This is a genomic window from Streptomyces sp. NPDC022910 (assembly GCF_055561075.1).
In genome coordinates this window covers 220,969-239,434 of record NZ_JBVHHL010000003.1, presented here as the reverse complement: position 1 = coordinate 239,434, position 18,466 = coordinate 220,969, and the positions used below count along the sequence as shown (strand labels likewise).

The 18,466-nt window shown below is 69.6% G+C and carries 17 protein-coding genes; 7 read left to right on the top strand and 10 right to left on the bottom strand.

Annotation, left to right across the window (positions count from 1 at the left end; genetic code table 11):
* Positions 1-76: 76 nt before the first annotated feature.
* The 4 genes from ACZ3TS_RS04450 to ACZ3TS_RS04435 all read right to left on the bottom strand — a co-directional run bounded on the left by ACZ3TS_RS04450 (position 77) and on the right by ACZ3TS_RS04435 (position 6,490).
* A complete protein-coding gene (locus ACZ3TS_RS04450; RefSeq protein WP_467613570.1) occupies positions 77-2,182 on the bottom strand; it encodes a SpoIIE family protein phosphatase in 2,106 nt (701 codons plus the stop codon).
* 289 nt (positions 2,183-2,471) lie between these two features.
* Positions 2,472-3,164 carry a cytidylyl-2-hydroxypropylphosphonate hydrolase gene (fomD, locus tag ACZ3TS_RS04445; protein ID WP_467613569.1) on the bottom strand — a complete coding sequence of 231 codons (693 nt, stop codon included), beginning with the start codon at positions 3,162-3,164 and terminating at the stop codon, positions 2,472-2,474.
* Between the two features lie 84 nt (positions 3,165-3,248).
* Entirely contained in the window at positions 3,249-4,634 is a 1,386-nt protein-coding gene (locus tag ACZ3TS_RS04440; protein WP_467613568.1) for a class II fumarate hydratase, read from the bottom strand.
* Positions 4,635-4,822: 188 nt separating this feature from the next.
* Positions 4,823-6,490, bottom strand: coding sequence for a fumarate hydratase (locus ACZ3TS_RS04435; protein ID WP_467613567.1), 1,668 nt, complete (start codon positions 6,488-6,490; stop codon positions 4,823-4,825).
* Positions 6,491-6,698: 208 nt separating this feature from the next.
* Here ACZ3TS_RS04435 and ACZ3TS_RS04430 point away from each other — a divergent pair, with 208 nt between their 5' ends.
* On the top strand, positions 6,699-7,403 hold the full coding sequence (locus tag ACZ3TS_RS04430; RefSeq protein WP_467613566.1) for a DUF1707 SHOCT-like domain-containing protein: 705 nt from the start codon (positions 6,699-6,701) through the stop codon (positions 7,401-7,403).
* Positions 7,404-7,566: 163 nt separating this feature from the next.
* Positions 7,567-7,938, top strand: a complete 372-nt coding sequence (locus ACZ3TS_RS04425; RefSeq protein WP_467613565.1) for a WhiB family transcriptional regulator — start codon at positions 7,567-7,569, stop codon at positions 7,936-7,938.
* Positions 7,939-8,149: 211 nt separating this feature from the next.
* On the opposite strand, the gene glpX is transcribed toward ACZ3TS_RS04425, so the two are convergent.
* The gene (gene glpX / locus ACZ3TS_RS04420; RefSeq protein ID WP_467613564.1) at positions 8,150-9,184 is read right to left on the bottom strand and encodes a class II fructose-bisphosphatase; all 1,035 of its coding nucleotides are present in this window, start codon (positions 9,182-9,184) and stop codon (positions 8,150-8,152) included.
* 127 nt (positions 9,185-9,311) lie between these two features.
* Here glpX and ACZ3TS_RS04415 point away from each other — a divergent pair, with 127 nt between their 5' ends.
* Positions 9,312-9,833 (top strand): DUF4245 domain-containing protein, encoded by a 522-nt coding sequence (locus ACZ3TS_RS04415; RefSeq protein ID WP_467613563.1) that lies wholly within the window; start codon positions 9,312-9,314, stop codon positions 9,831-9,833.
* A gap of 105 nt (positions 9,834-9,938) precedes the next feature.
* Here ACZ3TS_RS04415 and ACZ3TS_RS04410 read toward each other — a convergent pair whose 3' ends face one another.
* Together ACZ3TS_RS04410 and xseA are read right to left on the bottom strand one after the other, a co-directional pair.
* Positions 9,939-10,172: an exodeoxyribonuclease VII small subunit gene (locus ACZ3TS_RS04410; RefSeq protein WP_467613562.1), complete on the bottom strand. Its 234-nt coding sequence runs from the start codon at positions 10,170-10,172 to the stop codon at positions 9,939-9,941.
* A 9-nt stretch (positions 10,173-10,181) separates the two neighbouring features.
* On the bottom strand, positions 10,182-11,390 hold the full coding sequence (gene xseA / locus ACZ3TS_RS04405) for an exodeoxyribonuclease VII large subunit (RefSeq protein WP_467613561.1): 1,209 nt from the start codon (positions 11,388-11,390) through the stop codon (positions 10,182-10,184).
* A gap of 99 nt (positions 11,391-11,489) precedes the next feature.
* Between xseA and ACZ3TS_RS04400 the strand changes: the two genes are divergently transcribed.
* Both ACZ3TS_RS04400 and ppgK read left to right on the top strand, forming a co-directional pair.
* Entirely contained in the window at positions 11,490-12,485 is a 996-nt protein-coding gene (locus ACZ3TS_RS04400) for a 4-hydroxy-3-methylbut-2-enyl diphosphate reductase (protein WP_467613560.1), read from the top strand.
* A gap of 63 nt (positions 12,486-12,548) precedes the next feature.
* Entirely contained in the window at positions 12,549-13,295 is a 747-nt protein-coding gene (gene ppgK, locus ACZ3TS_RS04395; protein ID WP_467613559.1) for a polyphosphate--glucose phosphotransferase, read from the top strand.
* 18 nt (positions 13,296-13,313) lie between these two features.
* Here ppgK and ACZ3TS_RS04390 read toward each other — a convergent pair whose 3' ends face one another.
* The gene (locus ACZ3TS_RS04390; protein ID WP_467613558.1) at positions 13,314-13,967 is read right to left on the bottom strand and encodes a DUF6542 domain-containing protein; all 654 of its coding nucleotides are present in this window, start codon (positions 13,965-13,967) and stop codon (positions 13,314-13,316) included.
* A 199-nt stretch (positions 13,968-14,166) separates the two neighbouring features.
* On the opposite strand from ACZ3TS_RS04390, the gene ychF reads away from it, so the two are divergent.
* Positions 14,167-15,255: a redox-regulated ATPase YchF gene (gene ychF / locus ACZ3TS_RS04385; protein ID WP_467613557.1), complete on the top strand. Its 1,089-nt coding sequence runs from the start codon at positions 14,167-14,169 to the stop codon at positions 15,253-15,255.
* Positions 15,256-15,339: 84 nt separating this feature from the next.
* On the opposite strand, the gene ACZ3TS_RS04380 is transcribed toward ychF, so the two are convergent.
* Together ACZ3TS_RS04380 and ACZ3TS_RS04375 are read right to left on the bottom strand one after the other, a co-directional pair.
* The gene (locus ACZ3TS_RS04380) at positions 15,340-15,603 is read right to left on the bottom strand and encodes a type II toxin-antitoxin system RelE family toxin (RefSeq protein ID WP_467613556.1); all 264 of its coding nucleotides are present in this window, start codon (positions 15,601-15,603) and stop codon (positions 15,340-15,342) included.
* A complete protein-coding gene (locus ACZ3TS_RS04375) occupies positions 15,596-15,865 on the bottom strand; it encodes a type II toxin-antitoxin system Phd/YefM family antitoxin (RefSeq protein ID WP_101400445.1) in 270 nt (89 codons plus the stop codon). The genes ACZ3TS_RS04380 and ACZ3TS_RS04375 overlap by 8 nt, the downstream gene beginning before the upstream one ends.
* Before the next feature lie 108 nt (positions 15,866-15,973).
* On the opposite strand from ACZ3TS_RS04375, the gene ACZ3TS_RS04370 reads away from it, so the two are divergent.
* On the top strand, positions 15,974-18,157 hold the full coding sequence (locus ACZ3TS_RS04370) for a DEAD/DEAH box helicase (RefSeq protein ID WP_467613555.1): 2,184 nt from the start codon (positions 15,974-15,976) through the stop codon (positions 18,155-18,157).
* Positions 18,158-18,466: the final 309 nt, after the last annotated feature.

The following is an 18,466-nucleotide window of genomic DNA, read 5'->3' as shown; positions in this document are numbered from 1 at the left end:
CGGCGACGGGATGGTGGCAACTTTTGGACTGGGTCCAAAGTAGGTTCTCTGCTGAGCGCGGGCCTGCGGGCCCGGCTCAGCCACGGTTCAGTTCGAACCAGACCACCTTTCCGGTGCTCAGCCGGGTCGCGCCCCAGCGCCGGGCCAGCCGGTTCACCAGATAGAGCCCGCGGCCGCCCTCGTCCGTGGCCCGCGCCTGCCGAAGCCGCGGCAGCTGCGGCACGTCGTCGCCGACCTCGCAGCGCAGCACGTCGGTGCGCAGCAGGCGCAGTGTGACCGGCCGTGACGCATAGCGCACGGCATTGGTCACGACCTCGCTGACCAGCAGCTCCACCGAGTCCGTCAGCTCCTCCATGCCCCAGCGGGCGAGCGCCCGGCGGGCGAGGCGCCGGGCCCGGCTCGGGGCCGCGTCCTCGGGTTCCAGGAACCAGTACGCGACGTCGCTCGGCGCGATCCCGTCGAAGCGGGCCGCGAGCAGCGCGATGTCGTCGTCCCGGTCACCGGGACCGAGCATGTCGAGGACCTCGTCGCACAGCGCCTCGAGCGGCGGCGGATGGTCCGCGCCCGTGAGCTGGGCGGTGGCGGCGAGCTTCTCCCGCAGCTGCTCTATCCCGGTCCACACGTCCCGCAGGCGCGACTCGACGAGACCGTCGGTGTACAACAGGAGAGTCGCGCCGGCCGGGGCGTCCAGCTCCACCGCCTCGAAGTCCACCCCGCCCACGCCGATGGGGGCGCCCGCCGGCACCCGCAGCACCTCGGCCCGGCCGCCCAGGTGCAGCAGGACCGGTGGCGGATGGCCGGCGTTGGCGATGGTGATCCGGTGCGCGACCGGGTCGTACACCGCGTACAGGCAGGTCGCCATGCGGTCGGTGCCGAGCCGCTGGGCCTGCTCGTCGAGGTGGTGCAGCACCTCCTGCGGCGGCAGGTCGAGCCCGGCGAGCGTCTGGGCCGTCGTCCGCAGCTGACCCATGATCGCGGCGGACGTCATCGAGTGGCCCATGACGTCACCCACGACCAGCGCCACCCGGCTGCCCGGCAGCGGAATGGCGTCGTACCAGTCGCCGCCGACCCGAGCGGTCTCGGCGGCCGGCAGATAGCGGGACGCGAGCCGTACGCCCGTCGGGTTCGGCAGGGTCTCCGGCAGCATCGTCCGCTGGAGCTCGTCCGCGATGTACGCCTCACGGCCGTACAGGACCGCCTTGTCGATGCCGAGCGCGCTGTGCGTGGCGAGCTGTGCCGCGACCAGCAGGTCGTCCGCCTCGAACGCCAGGCGCTCGGGGCGGCGCAGGAACAGCACGGCACCGATGACCCGGCGGCGGCCGCGCAGCGGCGCGAGGATCGCGCGCTGGCCCGCGGGGATACCGAGGTCGTCGCCGAGCAGCTCCGGGAGCGCGGCACGGGCGGCGGGAGCGTCCGCGAACACCGGCCGCACCCCGCGCAGCACCTCCGCGAGGGCACCGCCGGGCCGCACCTCGCACAACTCGTTGCTCAGCGCCACCAGGCCGGAGTTCTCCGGCACCGGCACCGGCAGGATCCCGTCCTCCAGGTCCCGATCCTGCGGGATCCGGTCGGTGCGCCGCAGGCGCAGCACCAGGGGCCCGGTGGGCCGCTCGTCGCCCACGGGCAGGGGGTCGCGCAGATACACGAGGATCGCGTCCGAGAAGGTCGGTACCGTGGCCCGGCACAGCCCCATCACGATCTCGTCGAGGTCGATGCCGCGGGCGATCCGCCGGGTCGCGGCGCCCACGAAGCGCAGCCGGTCACCGTCGCGCCGCATGGGCATGGGACCGTTCGGCGGGGCCTGGCCGGTGCGCCGGTCCTTGCCGCCGGGCAGCCCGGGGGTCCGGTCCTGCTCGCTGCCGCCGGGCTGGACCGGAATGGCCTCCGGTGCGGGGCGCGGCCGGTGCGCATCGGTCTCGTTGGCGGCCGGCTGGGAGTGCTCGGTGCCGCCCGTCGCGGGCAAAGGGGCGGAGGCGCCGCCCGGCGTGCCCGACGCTCCGTGCTTCGCGCAGGGCAGCGGAGCGCCCGAGGACGGGGGAGCGTCGCCCGCCCGGGTCTGCGCGGGTAATGCCGTGGCGGGCGGCGTGGGCAGCGGCTCGGGGGTACGCAGGAGCGCCCCGCGGGGGTCCGCGGGGCCTACGCCCGGCTGCGGGCGCTCGTGGGAGGTCGGGTGCTCCGTCACGCGTGTCGAATCCGTCCGTCCGGGGCTGCACGCCATGCGTGCAGTTCGTCCCGCAGTGAAGCCGATACCCGGAATACGTGTCCCAGGAACGGAATTCCCGCGTGGTCACACACCGTCCATGATCCACGGGTCGGGCGAGCCGTCCCGGTGTGACCCTCGTACCCCTCGCTCACGTCCTGCCGCCCCTCGGTGACGTTCGGTCAAGCCCAGCGCATACTGCGGGAGTTGCTGTTGTGTGCCCTTGCGGAGGACGATCCTACGGTTGTACCGCGGGGGCGCAACAAGGGTCTCATGAGGTCACATGCACAGGCGTACGGTCCCAGTCCTCCGGCAGAGACGGGACCGACCAGGACGGATCGGGGCGCCAGTGCTGCCAGCCGTCCGAGAACGGCGTCCCCCACGCCCGGATCACCTTCACCGCGGACCGTCCCGCCTCCCTTACCCGTTCGGCCAGCTGAGCGTCCATCAGGCCGTCCCGCTGGGCCTGCGCGAACTCGTCCTCGTCGCGCCAGCCCCAACGGCGGTCGGGGTAGACGCAGATGTCCAGGAAGTGGTCCTCGGAGTCGACCCCGCCGGCCCACCGGACCAGCGGCTCCTCCAGGTTCACGTACCAGTTCTTGAACCGCCAGTCCGGGTCCCAGAACAGCCACACGGACCAGGGCTCGCCGCGCCGGGCCAGCTTGAGCACGCCGGTGCCGAACCAGCGGTCGAGCTGCACGGTCCGCGGCTTGGTGTAGCGGGACTCCAGCGGCTCGGCGTGCAGCGGCGTGCCGTCGGCGAGGACGGGCTTCACGCACTCGGTGCCGGGTGCCATCCACACGGCGAGCAGGTCGGCGTCGTCCCTGACGACGGTGACGGGGCGAGCGATGTGGAAGCGCTCGCCGGCGTTCTCCCGGTAGCGCCACAGGATCTGTTCCCCCGGCGCCCAGTACGTCGTCGACCCGCCCGTTTCCACTCGTCTCACCGCTCCACCGTCTGCCATGCACAGATATTAGGTGCCCCAGGCATACGACGCTGCGGTGCCCGTCACGGTTCGCACGAGGGGCGGGTGATGTGACGCGAGACGTTACGGGCGCGTCATCCGCAGGACATCGAGTGCTTCGTCGAGCTGCTCCAGCGTGAGGTCGCCGCGGTCCACGTACCCCGACTCCAGGACGACCTGACGGATCGTCCTGCGTTCGGCGAGCGCCTTCTTGGCGACCTTCGCGGCCTCCTCGTACCCGATGTACTTGTTGAGCGGGGTCACGACGGAGGGCGACGACTCGGCGTACTCGCGGGCGCGTTCCCGGTGGGCGACGATGCCGTCGACGGTCCGGTCGGCGAGCAGCCGCGAGACGTTGGCGAGCAGCCGGATCGACTCCAGCACGTTCTTCGCGATGACCGGCATCATGACGTTGAGCTCGAAGGTGCCGGAGGCGCCGGCGGTGGTGACGGTCGCGTCGTTCCCGATGACCTGCGCGGCGACCATGAGGACGGCCTCCGGGATGACGGGGTTCACCTTGCCGGGCATGATCGAGGACCCCGGCTGAAGGTCGGGAAGACTGATCTCCGACAGTCCGGTCCTGGGCCCGGAGGCCATCCACCGCAGATCATTGGCGATCTTGGTCAAGCCGACGGCGATGGTCCTGAGCTGCCCACTGGTCTCGACGATGCCGTCCCGTGCGCCCTGGGCCTCGAAGTGGTTGCGGGCCTCGGTGAGCGGGAGCCCGGTGACACGGGCGACCTCGGCGATGACGGCGGCGGAGAAGCCGGGCGGGGTATTGATGCCGGTGCCGACCGCGGTGCCGCCCAGCGGCAGTTCGGCCAGCCGCGGCAGCGAGGCGTTCAGCCGCTCCACGCCGTACCGCACCTGGGCGGCGTATCCGCCGAACTCCTGTCCCAGTGTCACGGGCGTGGCGTCCATGAGGTGGGTCCGCCCCGCCTTCACGACATCGGCGAACTCGTCGGCCTTGCGTTCGAGGGAGGCCGCGAGGTGTTCGAGGGCGGGTACGAGGTCGCGGGTGACGGCGGCGGTGGCGGCGATGTGGAGGGACGAGGGGAACACGTCGTTGGACGACTGGGAGGCGTTCACATGGTCGTTGGGGTGCACGTCCCTGCCGAGCCGCTCACTGGCGAGAGTGGCGATCACCTCGTTGGTGTTCATGTTGGACGAGGTCCCGGACCCGGTCTGGAAGACGTCGACGGGGAACTGCTCGTCCCACCGCCCTTCGGCGACCTCGGCCGCGGCCTCCTGGACGGCCTGGGCGACATCCTTGTCGAGCACGCCGAGTTCCGCGTTGACCTTGGCGGCGGCGCCCTTGATCCGCGCGAGCGCCTCGATGTGCGCGCGCTCGATCCGCTGCCCGGAGACGGGGAAGTTCTCCACGGCCCGCTGGGTCTGCGCCCGCCACTTGGCGTCTACGGGGACCTGCACTTCACCCATGGAGTCGTGCTCGATGCGGTATTCGCTCATACCGGGTACAGCGCGGGAGGCGATGCGGATGTTCCGGGGGTGGGCCGAATGGGGGGCGCGAAGGATTACGGCCACGCCCACTCTTGGGGCTGCCCCCCGGGGGGGCGGAGTCCCTGCGGGGTGGAGGGGACCGCGACGGGACGGGCAGGTGCGGCGCGGCGGGGATCCCGTCCCCGCCGCACGGAGGCCTACGCCAGGCCGGGGCCCCTGACCGGGATCGACGTGAACGTGGGGGGCTCGGCCGGGACCTGGAAGAAGTCGCTCCCCTTGTCGTCCACCACGATGAACGCCGGGAAGTCCTCGACCTCGATCTTCCAGACCGCCTCCATCCCGAGTTCCTCGTACTCGACGACCTCGACCTTCTTGATGCAGTCCTGGGCCAGACGGGCGGCCGGGCCGCCGATCGAGCCGAGGTAGAAGCCGCCGTGCGACGCGCACGCGTCCGTGACCTGCTTGCTCCGGTTGCCCTTCGCCAGCATCACCTTGGAGCCGCCGGCCGCCTGGAACTGCTCGACGTAGGAGTCCATACGGCCGGCCGTCGTCGGACCGAAGGAACCGGAGGCGTAGCCTTCCGGGGTCTTGGCGGGACCCGCGTAGTAGACCGGGTGGTCCTTCAGGTACTGCGGCATCTCCTCACCGCGGTCGAGACGCTCCTTGATCTTGGCGTGCGCGATGTCGCGCGCCACGACCAGCGGCCCGGACAGCGAAAGCCGCGTCTTCACCGGGTACTTGGTCAGTTCCGCGAGGATGTCGTCCATCGGCTGGTTGAGATCGATGCGTACGACGTCGCCGTCCTGCGCCAGATGCTCGTCCGTCGTCTCCGGCAGGAACCGCGCCGGGTCCGTCTCCAACTGCTCCAGGAACACGCCCTCGGCCGTGATCTTCGCGACCGCCTGGCGGTCGGCCGAGCAGGAGACCGCGATGGCGACCGGGCAGGACGCGCCGTGCCGCGGCAGCCGCACCACCCGTACGTCGTGGCAGAAGTACTTGCCGCCGAACTGCGCCCCGATCCCGATCTTCTGCGTCAGCTCGAAGACCTTCTCCTCCAGCTCCTTGTCCCGGAATCCGTGGCCCAGTGCGGACCCCTCGGTGGGCAGCTCGTCCAGGTAGTGCGCGGAGGCGTACTTCGCGGTCTTCAGCGCGTACTCGGCGCTGGTACCACCGACGACGATCGCCAGGTGGTACGGCGGGCAGGCGGCCGTACCCAGCGAACGGATCTTCTCCTCCAGGAACTTCATCATGGAGGCCTCGTTCAGGACGGCCTTCGTCTCCTGGTAGAGGAAGGACTTGTTGGCGCTGCCGCCGCCCTTCGCCATGAACAGGAACTTGTAGGCGCCGCCGTCCGTCGCGTAGAGCTCGATCTGCGCCGGCAGGTTGGAGCCGGTGTTCCTCTCCTCCCACATGGTGAGCGGAGCCATCTGTGAGTAACGCAGGTTCAGCCTGGTGTACGCGTCGTAGATACCGTGGGAGAGCGCCTTCTCGTCCTCGCCCTCGGTGAGGACGTTCTGTCCGCGCTTGCCCATGACGATCGCCGTGCCGGTGTCCTGGCACATGGGGAGCACGCCGGCCGCCGCGATGTTCGCGTTCTTCAGCAGGTCCAGGGCGACGAACTTGTCGTTCGCCGAGGCCTCCGGGTCGTCGATGATGCGCCGCAGCTGGGCGAGGTGCGCGGGCCGCAGGTAGTGCTGGATGTCGTGGATCGCCTCTTCGGCGAGCTTGCGCAGCGCCTCCGGCTCGACCTTGAGGAACGTACGCCCGCCGGCTTCGAAGGTGGAGACACCCTCGGAGGTCACCAGCCGATAGGGGGTGGTGTCCTCTCCCGTGGGGAGCAGATCGGTGTACGCGAACTCAGGCATTCTCGCCCATTCCTCACTCAAGCGACAGCGGCTGGCCTCCGTTGGCAGCGTGCACCAGCGTAGAACCTGGCGCTGACGGCGAACCTGTGAGGTAGGGCTCAGTCGGGCGTCCGGCCGGACGTGTGTGCGAACTGCATCGCAAGGCCGGTTTTCCACAGGCCGGATCGAGGGGTAGTCGCGATCTATCGCGTTTCGGTACGCTGCTGCCGTGGACCTTCACAAGAGCCCCGCCCCGACGGACCGGCAGACCGTGGCCCCGGCCGAGCTGCGCTGTTCCGACGCCGACCGTGACCGCATCGCCGACATCCTGCGCGACGCCCTGGCCGAGGGCCGCCTGACGGCGGAGGAGCACGCCGAGCGCGTCGAAGGCGTGCTGAACGCCAAGACGGTCGGAGAGCTGGACCGGTTCGTCCGGGACCTGCCCGCCGGCCACCCGCGCCGCACCGCCCCGGCGTACACGCCGGCTCCCAACCGCCCGGCTCCGGGTTCGACGCCGGTCGAGCCCGACGAGAACGTGGTGGCGGTCTTCAGCAGCGCCGTGCGCAAGGGCCGCTGGCGCCCCGGCCGGCGTATGCACGCGTACGCGATCTTCGGCAGCGTCGACATCGACCTGAGCGAGGCGATATTCGAATACCAGCAGGTCGTGATCAAGGCGATCTCGGTCTTCGGCAATGTGGATATCCGCGTCCCGGAGAACGTCTCGCTGCGCGGCACCGGTGGCGGCGTGCTCGGCAACTTCGAGGTGAGTCCGCTGGACTCGGCCGAACAGGACGCGCCCGTCATCTATGTGGACGGACTGGCCGTCCTAGGAAATGTCGAGGCGCGCCCCAAGCGGGGCAAGTTGGTCGCGGACATCCTCGACCGTGTGTCGGGCAAGGTGGACAAGGCTTTGCGCAGACACCTGGACCGTTGACGCTTGTGAATTCGGTCGCGTCCGAGGTGAACCGGTCGCGCACCGGCGGCACCGACATCCCCTGGGATTCCAGCGGCTGGGGACTCAGTGCATAGGCACGCGCACAGCGGGTAGGCCTTGCTGCATCGTCTCTCGCTCGCGAAGCCGTCGTCAGGAGTAGACCGTGCTGCAACCGCCGCATTCGTCCCTGCAGGTCGCTGACGTTCCGCACCAGCGGGTGCCAGTGCGCGACAGGGATCAGGACGCCCCGTGGCACACGGAGGCGGTGTGCCGGCGCGACGAGGCCGGCCTGTTCTTCGCCCCCTCCAAGGAACCCACGGCGGCCCGGCTCTCCCGCGAGGAGGCCGCCAAGCGCGTCTGCGCGCGCTGCCCCGTGATGGTCGAGTGCCGGGAACACGCGCTGCTCCAGCCCGAGCCCTACGGGGTGTGGGGCGGTCTCACGGCCGCCGAGCGCCGGGTGGTGCTGGCCCGGCGGCGCCGCCGCGACATGGAGCTCAAGAAGGCCGCACGGGGGACGATAGCCGCGGCCGGCTAGGGAGCCCATGGCAAGAGGGACGCCCCGACCGGCGGGTGAGTGAGTCGAAGGGGCTCTCACCACAGGCTTCAGCACCTTTGAGGCGAACCGAGCCTCAAAAAGAACCGAGCCTCAAAAAGAGGGGGGCGCCCTCTCCGCACAGAGGGCGCCCTCGACGTTCCCGGCAGGCGAGCCGACGGGGCTTCCCGCCCCGGGGACCGACCGAGCCCGGTTATTTCGCGCGGTCGAAGTCGATCGCGCTGTAGGCACGCAGCTTGCTCAGCCGGTGCACGGAGTCGATCCGGCGGACGGTGCCGGACTTCGAACGCATCACGATCGAGTCGGTGGTGGCCGTCTCGGAGCGGTAGCGCACTCCGCGCAGCAGCTCGCCGTCGGTGATGCCGGTGGCGACGAAGAAGACGTTCTCGCCGGAGACCAGGTCGTCCGTGGTCAGCACCTGGTCGAGGTCGTGGCCCGCGTCGACGGCCCGCTGCCGCTCCTCGTCGTCCTTGGGCCACAGCTTGCCCTGGATGGTGCCGCCCAGGCACTTCACCGCGCAGGCGGAGATGATGCCCTCGGGCGTGCCGCCGATGCCGAGCAGCAGGTCGACTCCGGTGCCTTCGCGCAGCGCCAGGATCGAACCGGCGACATCGCCGTCCGAGATCAGCTTGATGCGCGCGCCCGTCTCCCGGACCTCCTTGATGAGGCCCTCGTGACGCGGCCGGTCGAGGATGACGACCGTGACGTCCTCGGGCGTGGACCGCTTGGCCTTCGCGACGCGGCGGATGTTCACCGAGACGGGAGCGTCGATGTCCACGAAGTCGGCCGCCTCCGGGCCGGTGACCAGCTTGTCCATGTAGAAGACGGCGGACGGGTCGAACATGGTGCCGCGGTCGGCGGCGGCCAGCACCGCGATCGCGTTCGGCATGCCCTTCGCGGTGAGTGTGGTGCCGTCGATCGGGTCCACGGCGATGTCGCACTCCGGACCGGTCCCGTCGCCGATCCGCTCGCCGTTGAAGAGCATCGGCGCCTCGTCCTTCTCCCCTTCGCCGATGACGACGACGCCGTTCATCGACACGGTGGAGACGAGGCTCCGCATGGCGCGTACCGCGGCGCCGTCGGCGCCGTTCTTGTCTCCTCGGCCGACCCAGCGGCCCGCGGCCATCGCGGCGGCCTCGGTGACGCGGACCAGTTCGAGGGCGAGGTTGCGGTCTGGCGCCTCGGAGGGAACTTCCAGTTCGGACGGCAGATGATGATTCTCGGTCATCGGAGCGCACCTTTCTGATACGACGACGGCCGGATGAGGGTGATGCCCATGACTCTATCGTCGGGCAGACAAAATGAGCAGGGGGCCCCACGGATGAGCAGACCCCTGCACCTGCGACGATAGGGGCGTGGCAGGTACGAAAGGCAAGCAGAAGACGGTCCGGGACATGCTCCTCTCCCTGGGCCTGATCGGGCTGATGGCGGGCGTCATCTACCTCTTCATCCCGCACGACGACCACGCTCCCGATCTCAAGCGGGTCGACTACCGAGTCGAGCTGCTCACGGCACGTCGCTCGGCAACCTACCCGGTGGCGGCGCCCGAGGGCCTGCCCGACACCTGGAAAGCCACCTCGGTGCGCTTCCGGGGCGACAACTTCGATGCCTGGCACCTCGGCTTCCAGGACCCCACCGGTCAGTACGTGGCGATCGAGCAGTCGACTCAGAAGCCGTCCACGTTCATCGACGAGGCCAGCCAGGGCGCGCAGGAGACCAAGGTCACGCAGAACATCGGCGGCCGGACCTGGCAGCGCTACACGGGCGGCCGTTATGACGCGCTCGTGCTCAAGGACGAGGGCGCCACGACCGTGGTGGCCGGAACGGCGTCGTTCGCGCAGCTGACGAAGATGGCTGAGGCGCTGAGGACCACGTGACACCCCCTCTCGGTCCGGCCTGAGAGAAGGGCCCCTGGAAACCGCCCATGAGCAGGGGGCCCTTCTCGCGCGCAGAGCGTCGGCCGGGTCCGTGCGGGCCGCGGATCACTCGGAGTCCTCGGCGGCCTCCTCTTCCCTCTCCTCGGCCAGCGCGGCGTCCAGCCGCTTGCGGGCGCCCTCCAGCCACGTCCGGCAGACCTTGGCCAGTTCCTCCCCCCGTTCCCACAGCGCCAGGGACTCCTCGAGCGTCGTGCCGCCGGCCTCCAGGCGCCGTACGACCTCGATCAGCTCGTCCCGCGCCTGCTCGTACCCGAGTGCCTCGTCCGTCTTGCTGGTCATGCGCCCACCCTAGATCTCTGCCCGTACCGTGAACTCACCCTCGGCCACCCGCGCCCGCAGCGCCTCACCCGGCGCCACCTCGTCCGGCCCCCGTACGACGCCCCCATCGGCCTTCTGCAGCACCGCGTACCCCCGCTGCAGCGTCGCGGCCGGTGACAGGGCCACCACGCGGGCGTGCGTGTGCGTGAGCTCCGACTCGGCGCGGTCGAGCAGATGGCGGAGCGTGCGGCGGCTGCGGTCGACGAGCGAGGCGATCTGGTCGGCCCGTTCGTCGATCATGCGGTGCGGATCCTCTATGCAGGGCCGCGCCAGCGCGTGCGTGAGCCCTCGCTCCTCACGCTCGACCAACGCCAGGACACACCGCCGCGCCCGGTCCCGCAGCGCCTGTACGCGCTGCAGCTCCTCGCCCACGTCCGGCACGACCTTCTTGGCGGCGTCGGTCGGGGTGGAGGCGCGCAGATCGGCGACGTGGTCGAGCAGGGGATTGTCCGGTTCGTGCCCGATGGCCGACACGACGGGCGTACGACAGGCGGACACCGCCCGTACCAGCTGTTCGTCGGAGAACGGCAGCAGATCCTCCACGCTGCCGCCGCCGCGCGCCACGATGATCACATCCACCTCGTCCAGCGCGTCCAGCTCCTTCACGGCCTGGACGACCTGGGGGACGGCGTGCACACCCTGCACGGCGACGTTGCGCACCTCGAAACGGACGGCGGGCCAGCGGTGCCGCGCGTTCTCCAGCACGTCGCGCTCGGCCGCCGAGGCACGGCCGCAGACGAGCCCGATGAGCTGCGGCAGGAACGGCAACGGCTTCTTGCGCTCGGCCGCGAACAGCCCCTCGGCGGCCAGGGACTTCTTCAGCTGTTCGAGCCGCGCGAGGAGTTCACCGACGCCCACCGGCCGTATCTCGGCGGCGCGCAGGGAGAGCTGTCCCCTCGGGGCGTACCACTCGGGTTTGGCGTGGACGACCACACGGGCGCCCTCGCTCACGACGTCGGCGACGGCGTCGAACACCTGGCGATAACAGGTGACGCCGACGGAGATGTCGTACGACGGATCGCGCAGCGTCAGGAAGACGACGCCCGCTCCGGGCCGCCGCGACAGCTGCGTGATCTGCCCCTCGACCCACACGGCCCCGAGACGGTCGATCCACCCGCCGATGAGCCGCGACACCTCACCGACGGGCAGCGGGGACTCCGCGGACGTGTTGACTGCCATGCGCCCGAGCGTAACGGCCAGGACCGACAACGCCGGTCGGTGCGACCTCTCCCCACGGAGGCGATCTACGGTGCCGGGGGCGGCCTTACGATGGTTGGCATGACTGCTTCGCCTGGCCGCCGTGTTCTGCTCGCCGCCCCCAGGGGCTACTGCGCGGGTGTCGACCGTGCCGTCATCGCCGTCGAGAAGGCCCTGGAGCAGTATGGGGCCCCGATCTACGTCCGCCACGAGATCGTCCACAACAAGTACGTCGTCCAGACCCTGGAGAAGAAGGGCGCGATCTTCGTCGAGCAGACGGAGGAGGTGCCGCCGGGGAACATCGTCATGTTCTCCGCGCACGGCGTCGCACCCACCGTCCACGAAGAGGCCGAGGAGGGCCGGCTCGCCACCATCGACGCGACCTGCCCGCTGGTCACCAAGGTCCACAAAGAAGCCGTCCGCTTCGCCAAGGAGGACTTCGACATCCTCCTGATCGGGCACGAGGGCCACGAGGAGGTCATCGGGACCTCCGGTGAGGCCCCCGACCACATCCAGCTCGTCGACGGCCCCACGGACGTCGCCAAGGTCGAGGTCCGCGACCCGTCCAAGGTCGTGTGGCTCTCCCAGACCACCCTCTCGGTCGACGAGACCATGGAGACCGTCGACGCCCTGAAGGAGAAGTTCCCCCTGCTGATCTCCCCGCCCAGCGACGACATCTGCTACGCCACGCAGAACCGTCAGCTGGCGGTGAAGCAGATGGGCGCCGAGGCGGACCTGGTGATCGTGGTCGGCTCCCGCAACTCCTCGAACTCCAAGCGGCTGGTGGAGGTCGCCAAGCTCGCGGGTGCGCGCGCGGCGTACCTCGTGGACTTCGCCGACGAGATCGACGAGGCGTGGCTGGAGGGCGTGTCGACGGTCGGCGTGACCTCGGGTGCCTCTGTCCCGGAGGTCCTGGTCGAGCAGGTCCTGGAGTGGCTCGCGCAGCGCGGCTTCGAGGGCGTCGAGATCGTCAAGGCGGCCGAGGAGTCCATCACCTTCTCGCTCCCCAAGGAACTCCGCCGCGACCTGCGCGCGGAGGCCGAGGCCCTCATGGCGGAGCGCACCGGCGAGATCTGACCGCACGGCCGTCAGGAGGGCGCCGGCAAGAGGCTGTCGGTCCCACGACGTACCGTGGCGCCCATGCAGATCTTCGGCGTGGACATCGGCGGCTCGGGAATCAAGGGCGCTCCCGTGGACCTGGACCGGGGCGACCTGGCGGAGGAGCGCTACAAGGTGCTCACGCCGCATCCGGCGACGCCCGACCTCGTGGCCGACGGGGTGAAGGAGGTCGTCGGCCACTTCGGCTGGGCGGGACCGGTCGGCATCACCTTCCCCGGTGTCGTCACCGGTGGCTCCACGATCCGTACGGCGGCCAACGTCGACAAGAGCTGGATCGACACCGACGCGCGCGCCCTGTTCACCGAGCGCCTGGACGGGCTCCCGGTGACCGTGCTGAACGACGCGGACGCCGCCGGCGTGGCCGAGATGCAGTTCGGCGCGGGCCGTGACCGCCAGGGCACGGTCATCGTGCTGACGCTCGGCACGGGCATCGGCAGCGCCCTGTTCATCGACGGTGTCCTCGTCCCCAACACGGAGCTGGGCCATCTGGAACTGGGCGGCCACGACGCGGAGAAGCGCGCCTCCACGAAGGCCAAGGAGGACCACGAGCTGACGTGGGAGCACTGGGCCCGCCGCGTGCAGAAGTACCTCGCCCATGTGGAGATGCTGTTCTCCCCGGAGCTGTTCATCATCGGCGGCGGCGTCAGCCGCAAGTCCGAGAAGTTCCTGCCGCTGATCGAGGGCATCAAAGCGGAGATGGCCCCGGCCCAGCTGCAGAACAACGCGGGGATCGTGGGCGCGGCGATGAGGGCGGCCAAGGAGGGGTAGCGGCGCGCGCCGGGGCGGTCAGACCGTTCGACGGCGCGCCGCCGCCCGGCGTCGCATCATCCGCAGCCTGCGTACGGTCGCGATGACGCCTGCGACGAGCGTGCCGCCGTACAGCCAGCCCGCCTGGGTGGCGAGTGCGGTGACCAGCCCCACCAGGCGCCCGCCGAGTCCGCCGTCGCCGTCGGTCACGATCAGCACGCCGACGGAGAAGGCGATCGGCACCACCACGGGCGCGGCCACCAGGTCCCCGGGCCGCACCCACAGCGCGGTCAGCGCGCACACGGGCAGGAACAGCACGCCGTACACCGTCAGGGACGAGTCGAACAGCAGTCGGTCGAGGCATCCGAGCGCGAGCATCACGGCTGCGCAGAACAGTCCGCCGCCGAGGCCGGTGAGCCGGGGGCCGGGCAGGCGCCGTACCGCCTGGGCGAGCGGTGCGCCGGTGCGTTGCTCAGCCGCCGGGTGCCGCTGGAGGCCGCCGTTCCCCTGGTTCGCCGGCCGTGCGCCGACGGCACCGCCGCGCGGTTCGGGCCGGCCGGGGCCGCCGGACCGGGAGGGCCGGGCAGCCGTACCGGACCGCGCGGGCGTGGCCGGACCCCTTCGGCCCTGCGGGGGAAGGGGGGCGCCGCGTCGCGGTCCGTGTTGCGCAGGTCGCGTCCTGTGTTGCTCCACTGGACCAACTTAGGTCGGTTTATGTGCGGAATGCCCGCTCAGACACGCCGATGGCGAGACCTTGGCCAAGCGTTCGATACATCGCCGGGTCGCTGTCCGGCACGCCGTAGACTGGTGGATCGGCCCCAACGCTCTCCTGACGGACCCGGGCCCAGACAGCCCAGTCCAGTCCTCCACCTCACGTACGGGAAGTCGCAACGTGTCGCTCACGATCGGAATCGTCGGTCTGCCCAACGTCGGCAAGTCGACCCTTTTCAACGCCCTGACCAAGAACGACGTGCTGGCGGCCAACTACCCGTTCGCCACGATCGAGCCGAACGTCGGAGTCGTGGGCGTCCCCGACGCCCGTCTCGCCAAGCTGGCCGAGATCTTCAAGTCGGAGCGGACCCTCCCGGCGACCGTGGACTTCGTCGACATCGCGGGCATCGTGCGCGGTGCGAGCGAGGGCGAGGGCCTGGGCAACAAGTTCCTGGCGAACATCCGCGAGTCGGACGCCATCTGCCAGGTCATCCGCGCCTTCAAGGACGAGAACGTCGTGCACGTGGACGGCAAGGTCTCGCCGAAGGACGACATCGAGACGATCAACACCGAGCTGATCCTCGCGGACCTCCAGACGATCGACAAGGTCCTGCCGAGGCTGCAGAAGGAATCCAGGATCAAGAAGGACGTCGCCCCGAAGGTGAAGGCCGTCGAGGAGGCGAAGGAGATCCTGGACAAGGGCGACACGCTCTTCGCGCACGGCATCGTCCAGGGCAGCGAGCGCGCCGAGCTGCTCCACGACCTGCACCTCCTCACCACGAAGCCCTTCCTCTACGTCTTCAACGTCGACGAGGACGAGCTGATGGACGACGCCTTCAAGGACGAGCAGCGGGCGCTGGTCGCCCCCGCCGATGCGATCTTCCTCAACGCCAAGCTGGAGGCGGACCTCACCGAGCTCGACGAGGACGAGGCCCTCGAACTCCTCGAGTCGGTCGGCCAACACGAGCCGGGTCTCGCGACCCTGGCCCGGGTGGGCTTCAACACCCTGGGCCTGCAGACCTACCTCACGGCGGGCCCGAAGGAGTCCCGCGCCTGGACGATCAAGAGGGGCGCAACCGCCCCCGAGGCCGCCGGTGTCATCCACACCGACTTCCAGAAGGGCTTCATCAAGGCGGAGGTCATCTCCTTCGAGGACCTGGTCGCCACGGGTTCGGTGACCGACGCCCGCGCGGCGGGCAAGGCCCGCATGGAGGGCAAGGACTACGTGATGCAGGACGGGGACGTGGTGGAGTTCCGCTTCAACGTCTGATTGGACGTGGACAAACGGTCTGACCTGCGAGAAAGCAGGTCAGGCCGTTGTGCAGTCCGCAACTGTCCGCAGAACCTGGAGCAGCTACGTGTCGTGGACCGTGGAGCGGTGTCCGACGTCTACGACCCACACCACCAGCTCCCCGTTGTCGATCGTGTAGACGACACGGTAGTCGCCGACCCGAAGGCGGCGGCGCTCAGGCTGGGATACGAGTGCGGTGGTGTTGAAGCCGAAGGGGTCGCTCTCCAGCTCTGTCAGTTTGGCCAGGATGCGAAGCGCCATGTCCCGCGGGATCTTGCGCAGCTCCGCCTGGGCCTCGGGCCGGAACACCGTGCGGTAGTCACTCACTGCGAGCCAGCGTCTCCCTCATCACGTCCTCGATCGGGACGCCGACGGCCGGGCTCGCCATGCGCTCGTCGATGATGCGGTTGATCTCGCGCTCCTCCCACTCCTGGTACTTGCGCAGCACGTCGATCGAGACCACAGCGGCGACCTGCTTGCCGCGACGGGTGATGACAGTGGGCACGTCGTCACGGTCGGCCCGTTCGACGACTTCGGCCAAGTGAGCGCGTACATCGCGGATGGACTCTATGGGCAGCGGCTGAGTCATGCTTCAAGGGTACCGAGTGTGCCATGTGTACACACTTGCGGGCCCCGGCCGGTGCCGGGGGTCAGCGGTGGCAGTATGTGGGGACATAGCGAGAGGGGCCGGGGCGGGATGGGGCGCAGTGAGCGGGAGGCGGTTGCCGCGGGAGGGCGGCTGTACGAGGCGGCGCAGGCGGTGGCCGGCGACCACGGGCGGGCTGTCGAGGCGGTTCGGGCGGCGCTGAAGCCGATCTGCGACACGGCGGCGGAACAAGCGCTGGACGCCATTCCAGTGGCCCGGTTGAAGGAGGTCACCGAGGGTCGGCTGAGGCTCGGGGAAGTCGAGAAGAGTGGCCTGCGATCGGTCCGGCAGGTACTCGATGCCGGTTCCTACCGGTTGCGACAGATTCCTGGGGTGGGGCAGCGGACCGCCGATCAGGTCATCGCGGCGGCACGTCAGATATCTGATGCCGTTCGGGAGACCATCGCCGTCTACATCGACGTGGACCGGCCAGAGCCGCGAACCACCTCACTCGTCATGGCCCTGCATGTGCTGGTGGAAGCGGGCCCCGATGCGCGGCGAGCCGTCGACACGGCTGTGGCTCTCTCGGAGCGGCTCGGTCCGCTGCTGGCCGAGGCCAAGCCGGCCGCCAGGCGGCTGCGGATGCTGCTGGTGGGGCAGGCCAAACGAGCTCGGGCGCTGGAGGCCGTTGCAGAGGTCCGCAGGCTGGCCGAGGAAGCAGCGCAGGGCGGTGTGCCGGAGCTGCTTGCACAGGCCTCGGTGGATCTGCTGCGCGGTACCTCGACCGAGGTTGCCGCCTGGGTCGACTTCGAGCTGCGTTCCGCCGAGTACTACAGCCTGCTCGCGGAGATCTCCGGCCGTAGCCCCGACACTGCCGCTGCCGAGGGGTTCCTGCCCGACGAAGTTGCCGAGCGGGTCCGCGACCAGATGCTTGATGACACTCATCGGCGGGTGTCGCTGCGCGGCTATCAAGCCTTCGGGGCGCGCTTCGCCCTGGCGCAACGCAAGGTGATTCTTGGCGACGAGATGGGGCTCGGCAAGACCATCCAGGCCATCGCTGCTCTGGCTCATCTCGCTGCCGAGGGGCAGACTCACTTCATGGTCGTCTGCCCGGCCAGCGTCCTGATCAACTGGACACGCGAGATCGAGGCCCGCAGCAAGCTGCGCGTGATGCCTCTTCACGGCCCCGACAGGCAGGAAGCGTTTGCCGACTGGAAGACCCGGGGCGGCGTAGGGGTGACTACCTTCGACGCCTTGCGTGGTTTCCCGACCCCCGGAGGTGGCGAGCTGGGGATGCTGGTCGTGGACGAGGCGCACTACGTGAAGAATTCGAAGACGCGTCGCTCCCAAGCCGTGACGGAATGGTCCGGGCACTGCGAACGCGTTCTCTTCATGACCGGCACGCCCATGGAGAACCGAGTCGCCGAGTTTCGCAGCCTTGTGCAGATTCTCCAGCCGCACCTGGCAGGGGTTGTCGGTGACCGTGACGGAGTGGCCGGTTCCAAGGCATTCCGGAAGGCCGTCGCCCCGGTCTATCTGCGCCGCAACCAGCAGGACGTTCTGACCGAACTGCCCGCGCTCCAGCAGACGGACGAGTGGGAGGAACTGAGTGCGTCGGACGAAGATGCCTACCGCGAGGCCGTGCACGCCGGCAACTTCATGGCGATGCGCAGAGCGGCGTACGCGCGCCCCGAGAAGTCGGCCAAGCTGAACCGGCTGCGCGAGATCGTCGAGGACGCCGCCGAGAATGGGCTGAAGGTGGTGGTGTTCTCCAACTTCAGGGATGTCCTTGGAACGGTGAAGGACACGCTGGATGGCGCGCGGAGCAATGGTGGCGCTCAGGTGTTCGGTCCGATCTCGGGAAGCGTGCCACCCGCGCGCCGTCAGCAGCTGGTGGACGAGTTTGCCGCCGTGCGGGGTCATGCGGTGCTGGTGGCGCAGATCGAGGCGGCGGGGGTGGGGCTCAACATGCAGGCCGCGTCCGTCGTGATCATCTGTGAGCCCCAGATCAAACCGACCATCGAACACCAGGCGGTGGCGCGGGCCCATCGCATGGGGCAGGTGCGTTCGGTCCGGGTGCACCGGCTGCTCACCACCCGCGGGGTGGACGAGCGGATGGTGGAGATGCTGAAGAACAAGACCCGCCTGTTCGACGCGTACGCGCGCCGCAGCGCGGTCGCCGAGTCGACGCCGGACGCGGTCGACGTTTCGGACACGGCGATGGCCCGCCAGATCGTCGAGGAGGAACAGGCGCGGCTGGGAGCGGTCCGCAAAGAGTCCGCAGGGCACCCGTAAGCGACCGTCGGGACCCAACGCACGCCAACGAGGAAATGCCTGGTCAGGGCGCTGCATGCGGCTCCGCCACAGGTCAGGGTTGGTGTGCAGACATTCCGCTTCAACGTTTAGTCGCCGCCTCAGCGTCGGCGTGGCGATCTGGCAAATGTGCAGGTCAGATGGGGTCTATCCCGGTCGGGGTCGGCCCCGTCGCTGTACCCCGTGCTGGATCCGTACTGGATTTTCTGACACCTCGTCACCTGTCATCATCCCTGGTTGTCCGTACCCCAGCTGGATCGGCGCTGGATATGACTGACGGTGCGTCAGCTG

Excerpts from the sequence above, each read along its gene's own strand:
- fomD (WP_467613569.1), bottom strand. The coding sequence starts at position 3,164 with ATGGCAGACGGTGGAGCGGTGAGACGAGTGGAAACGGGCGGGTCGACG.
- ACZ3TS_RS04440 (WP_467613568.1), bottom strand. The coding sequence starts at position 4,634 with ATGAGCGAATACCGCATCGAGCACGACTCCATGGGTGAAGTGCAGGTC.
- ACZ3TS_RS04435 (WP_467613567.1), bottom strand. The coding sequence starts at position 6,490 with ATGCCTGAGTTCGCGTACACCGATCTGCTCCCCACGGGAGAGGACACC.
- glpX (WP_467613564.1), bottom strand. The coding sequence starts at position 9,184 with ATGACCGAGAATCATCATCTGCCGTCCGAACTGGAAGTTCCCTCCGAG.
- ACZ3TS_RS04410 (WP_467613562.1), bottom strand. The coding sequence starts at position 10,172 with ATGACCAGCAAGACGGACGAGGCACTCGGGTACGAGCAGGCGCGGGAC.
- xseA (WP_467613561.1), bottom strand. The coding sequence starts at position 11,390 with ATGGCAGTCAACACGTCCGCGGAGTCCCCGCTGCCCGTCGGTGAGGTG.
- ACZ3TS_RS04400 (WP_467613560.1), top strand. The coding sequence starts at position 11,490 with ATGACTGCTTCGCCTGGCCGCCGTGTTCTGCTCGCCGCCCCCAGGGGC.
- ppgK (WP_467613559.1), top strand. The coding sequence starts at position 12,549 with ATGCAGATCTTCGGCGTGGACATCGGCGGCTCGGGAATCAAGGGCGCT.
- ACZ3TS_RS04375 (WP_101400445.1), bottom strand. The coding sequence starts at position 15,865 with ATGACTCAGCCGCTGCCCATAGAGTCCATCCGCGATGTACGCGCTCAC.
- ACZ3TS_RS04370 (WP_467613555.1), top strand. The coding sequence starts at position 15,974 with ATGGGGCGCAGTGAGCGGGAGGCGGTTGCCGCGGGAGGGCGGCTGTAC.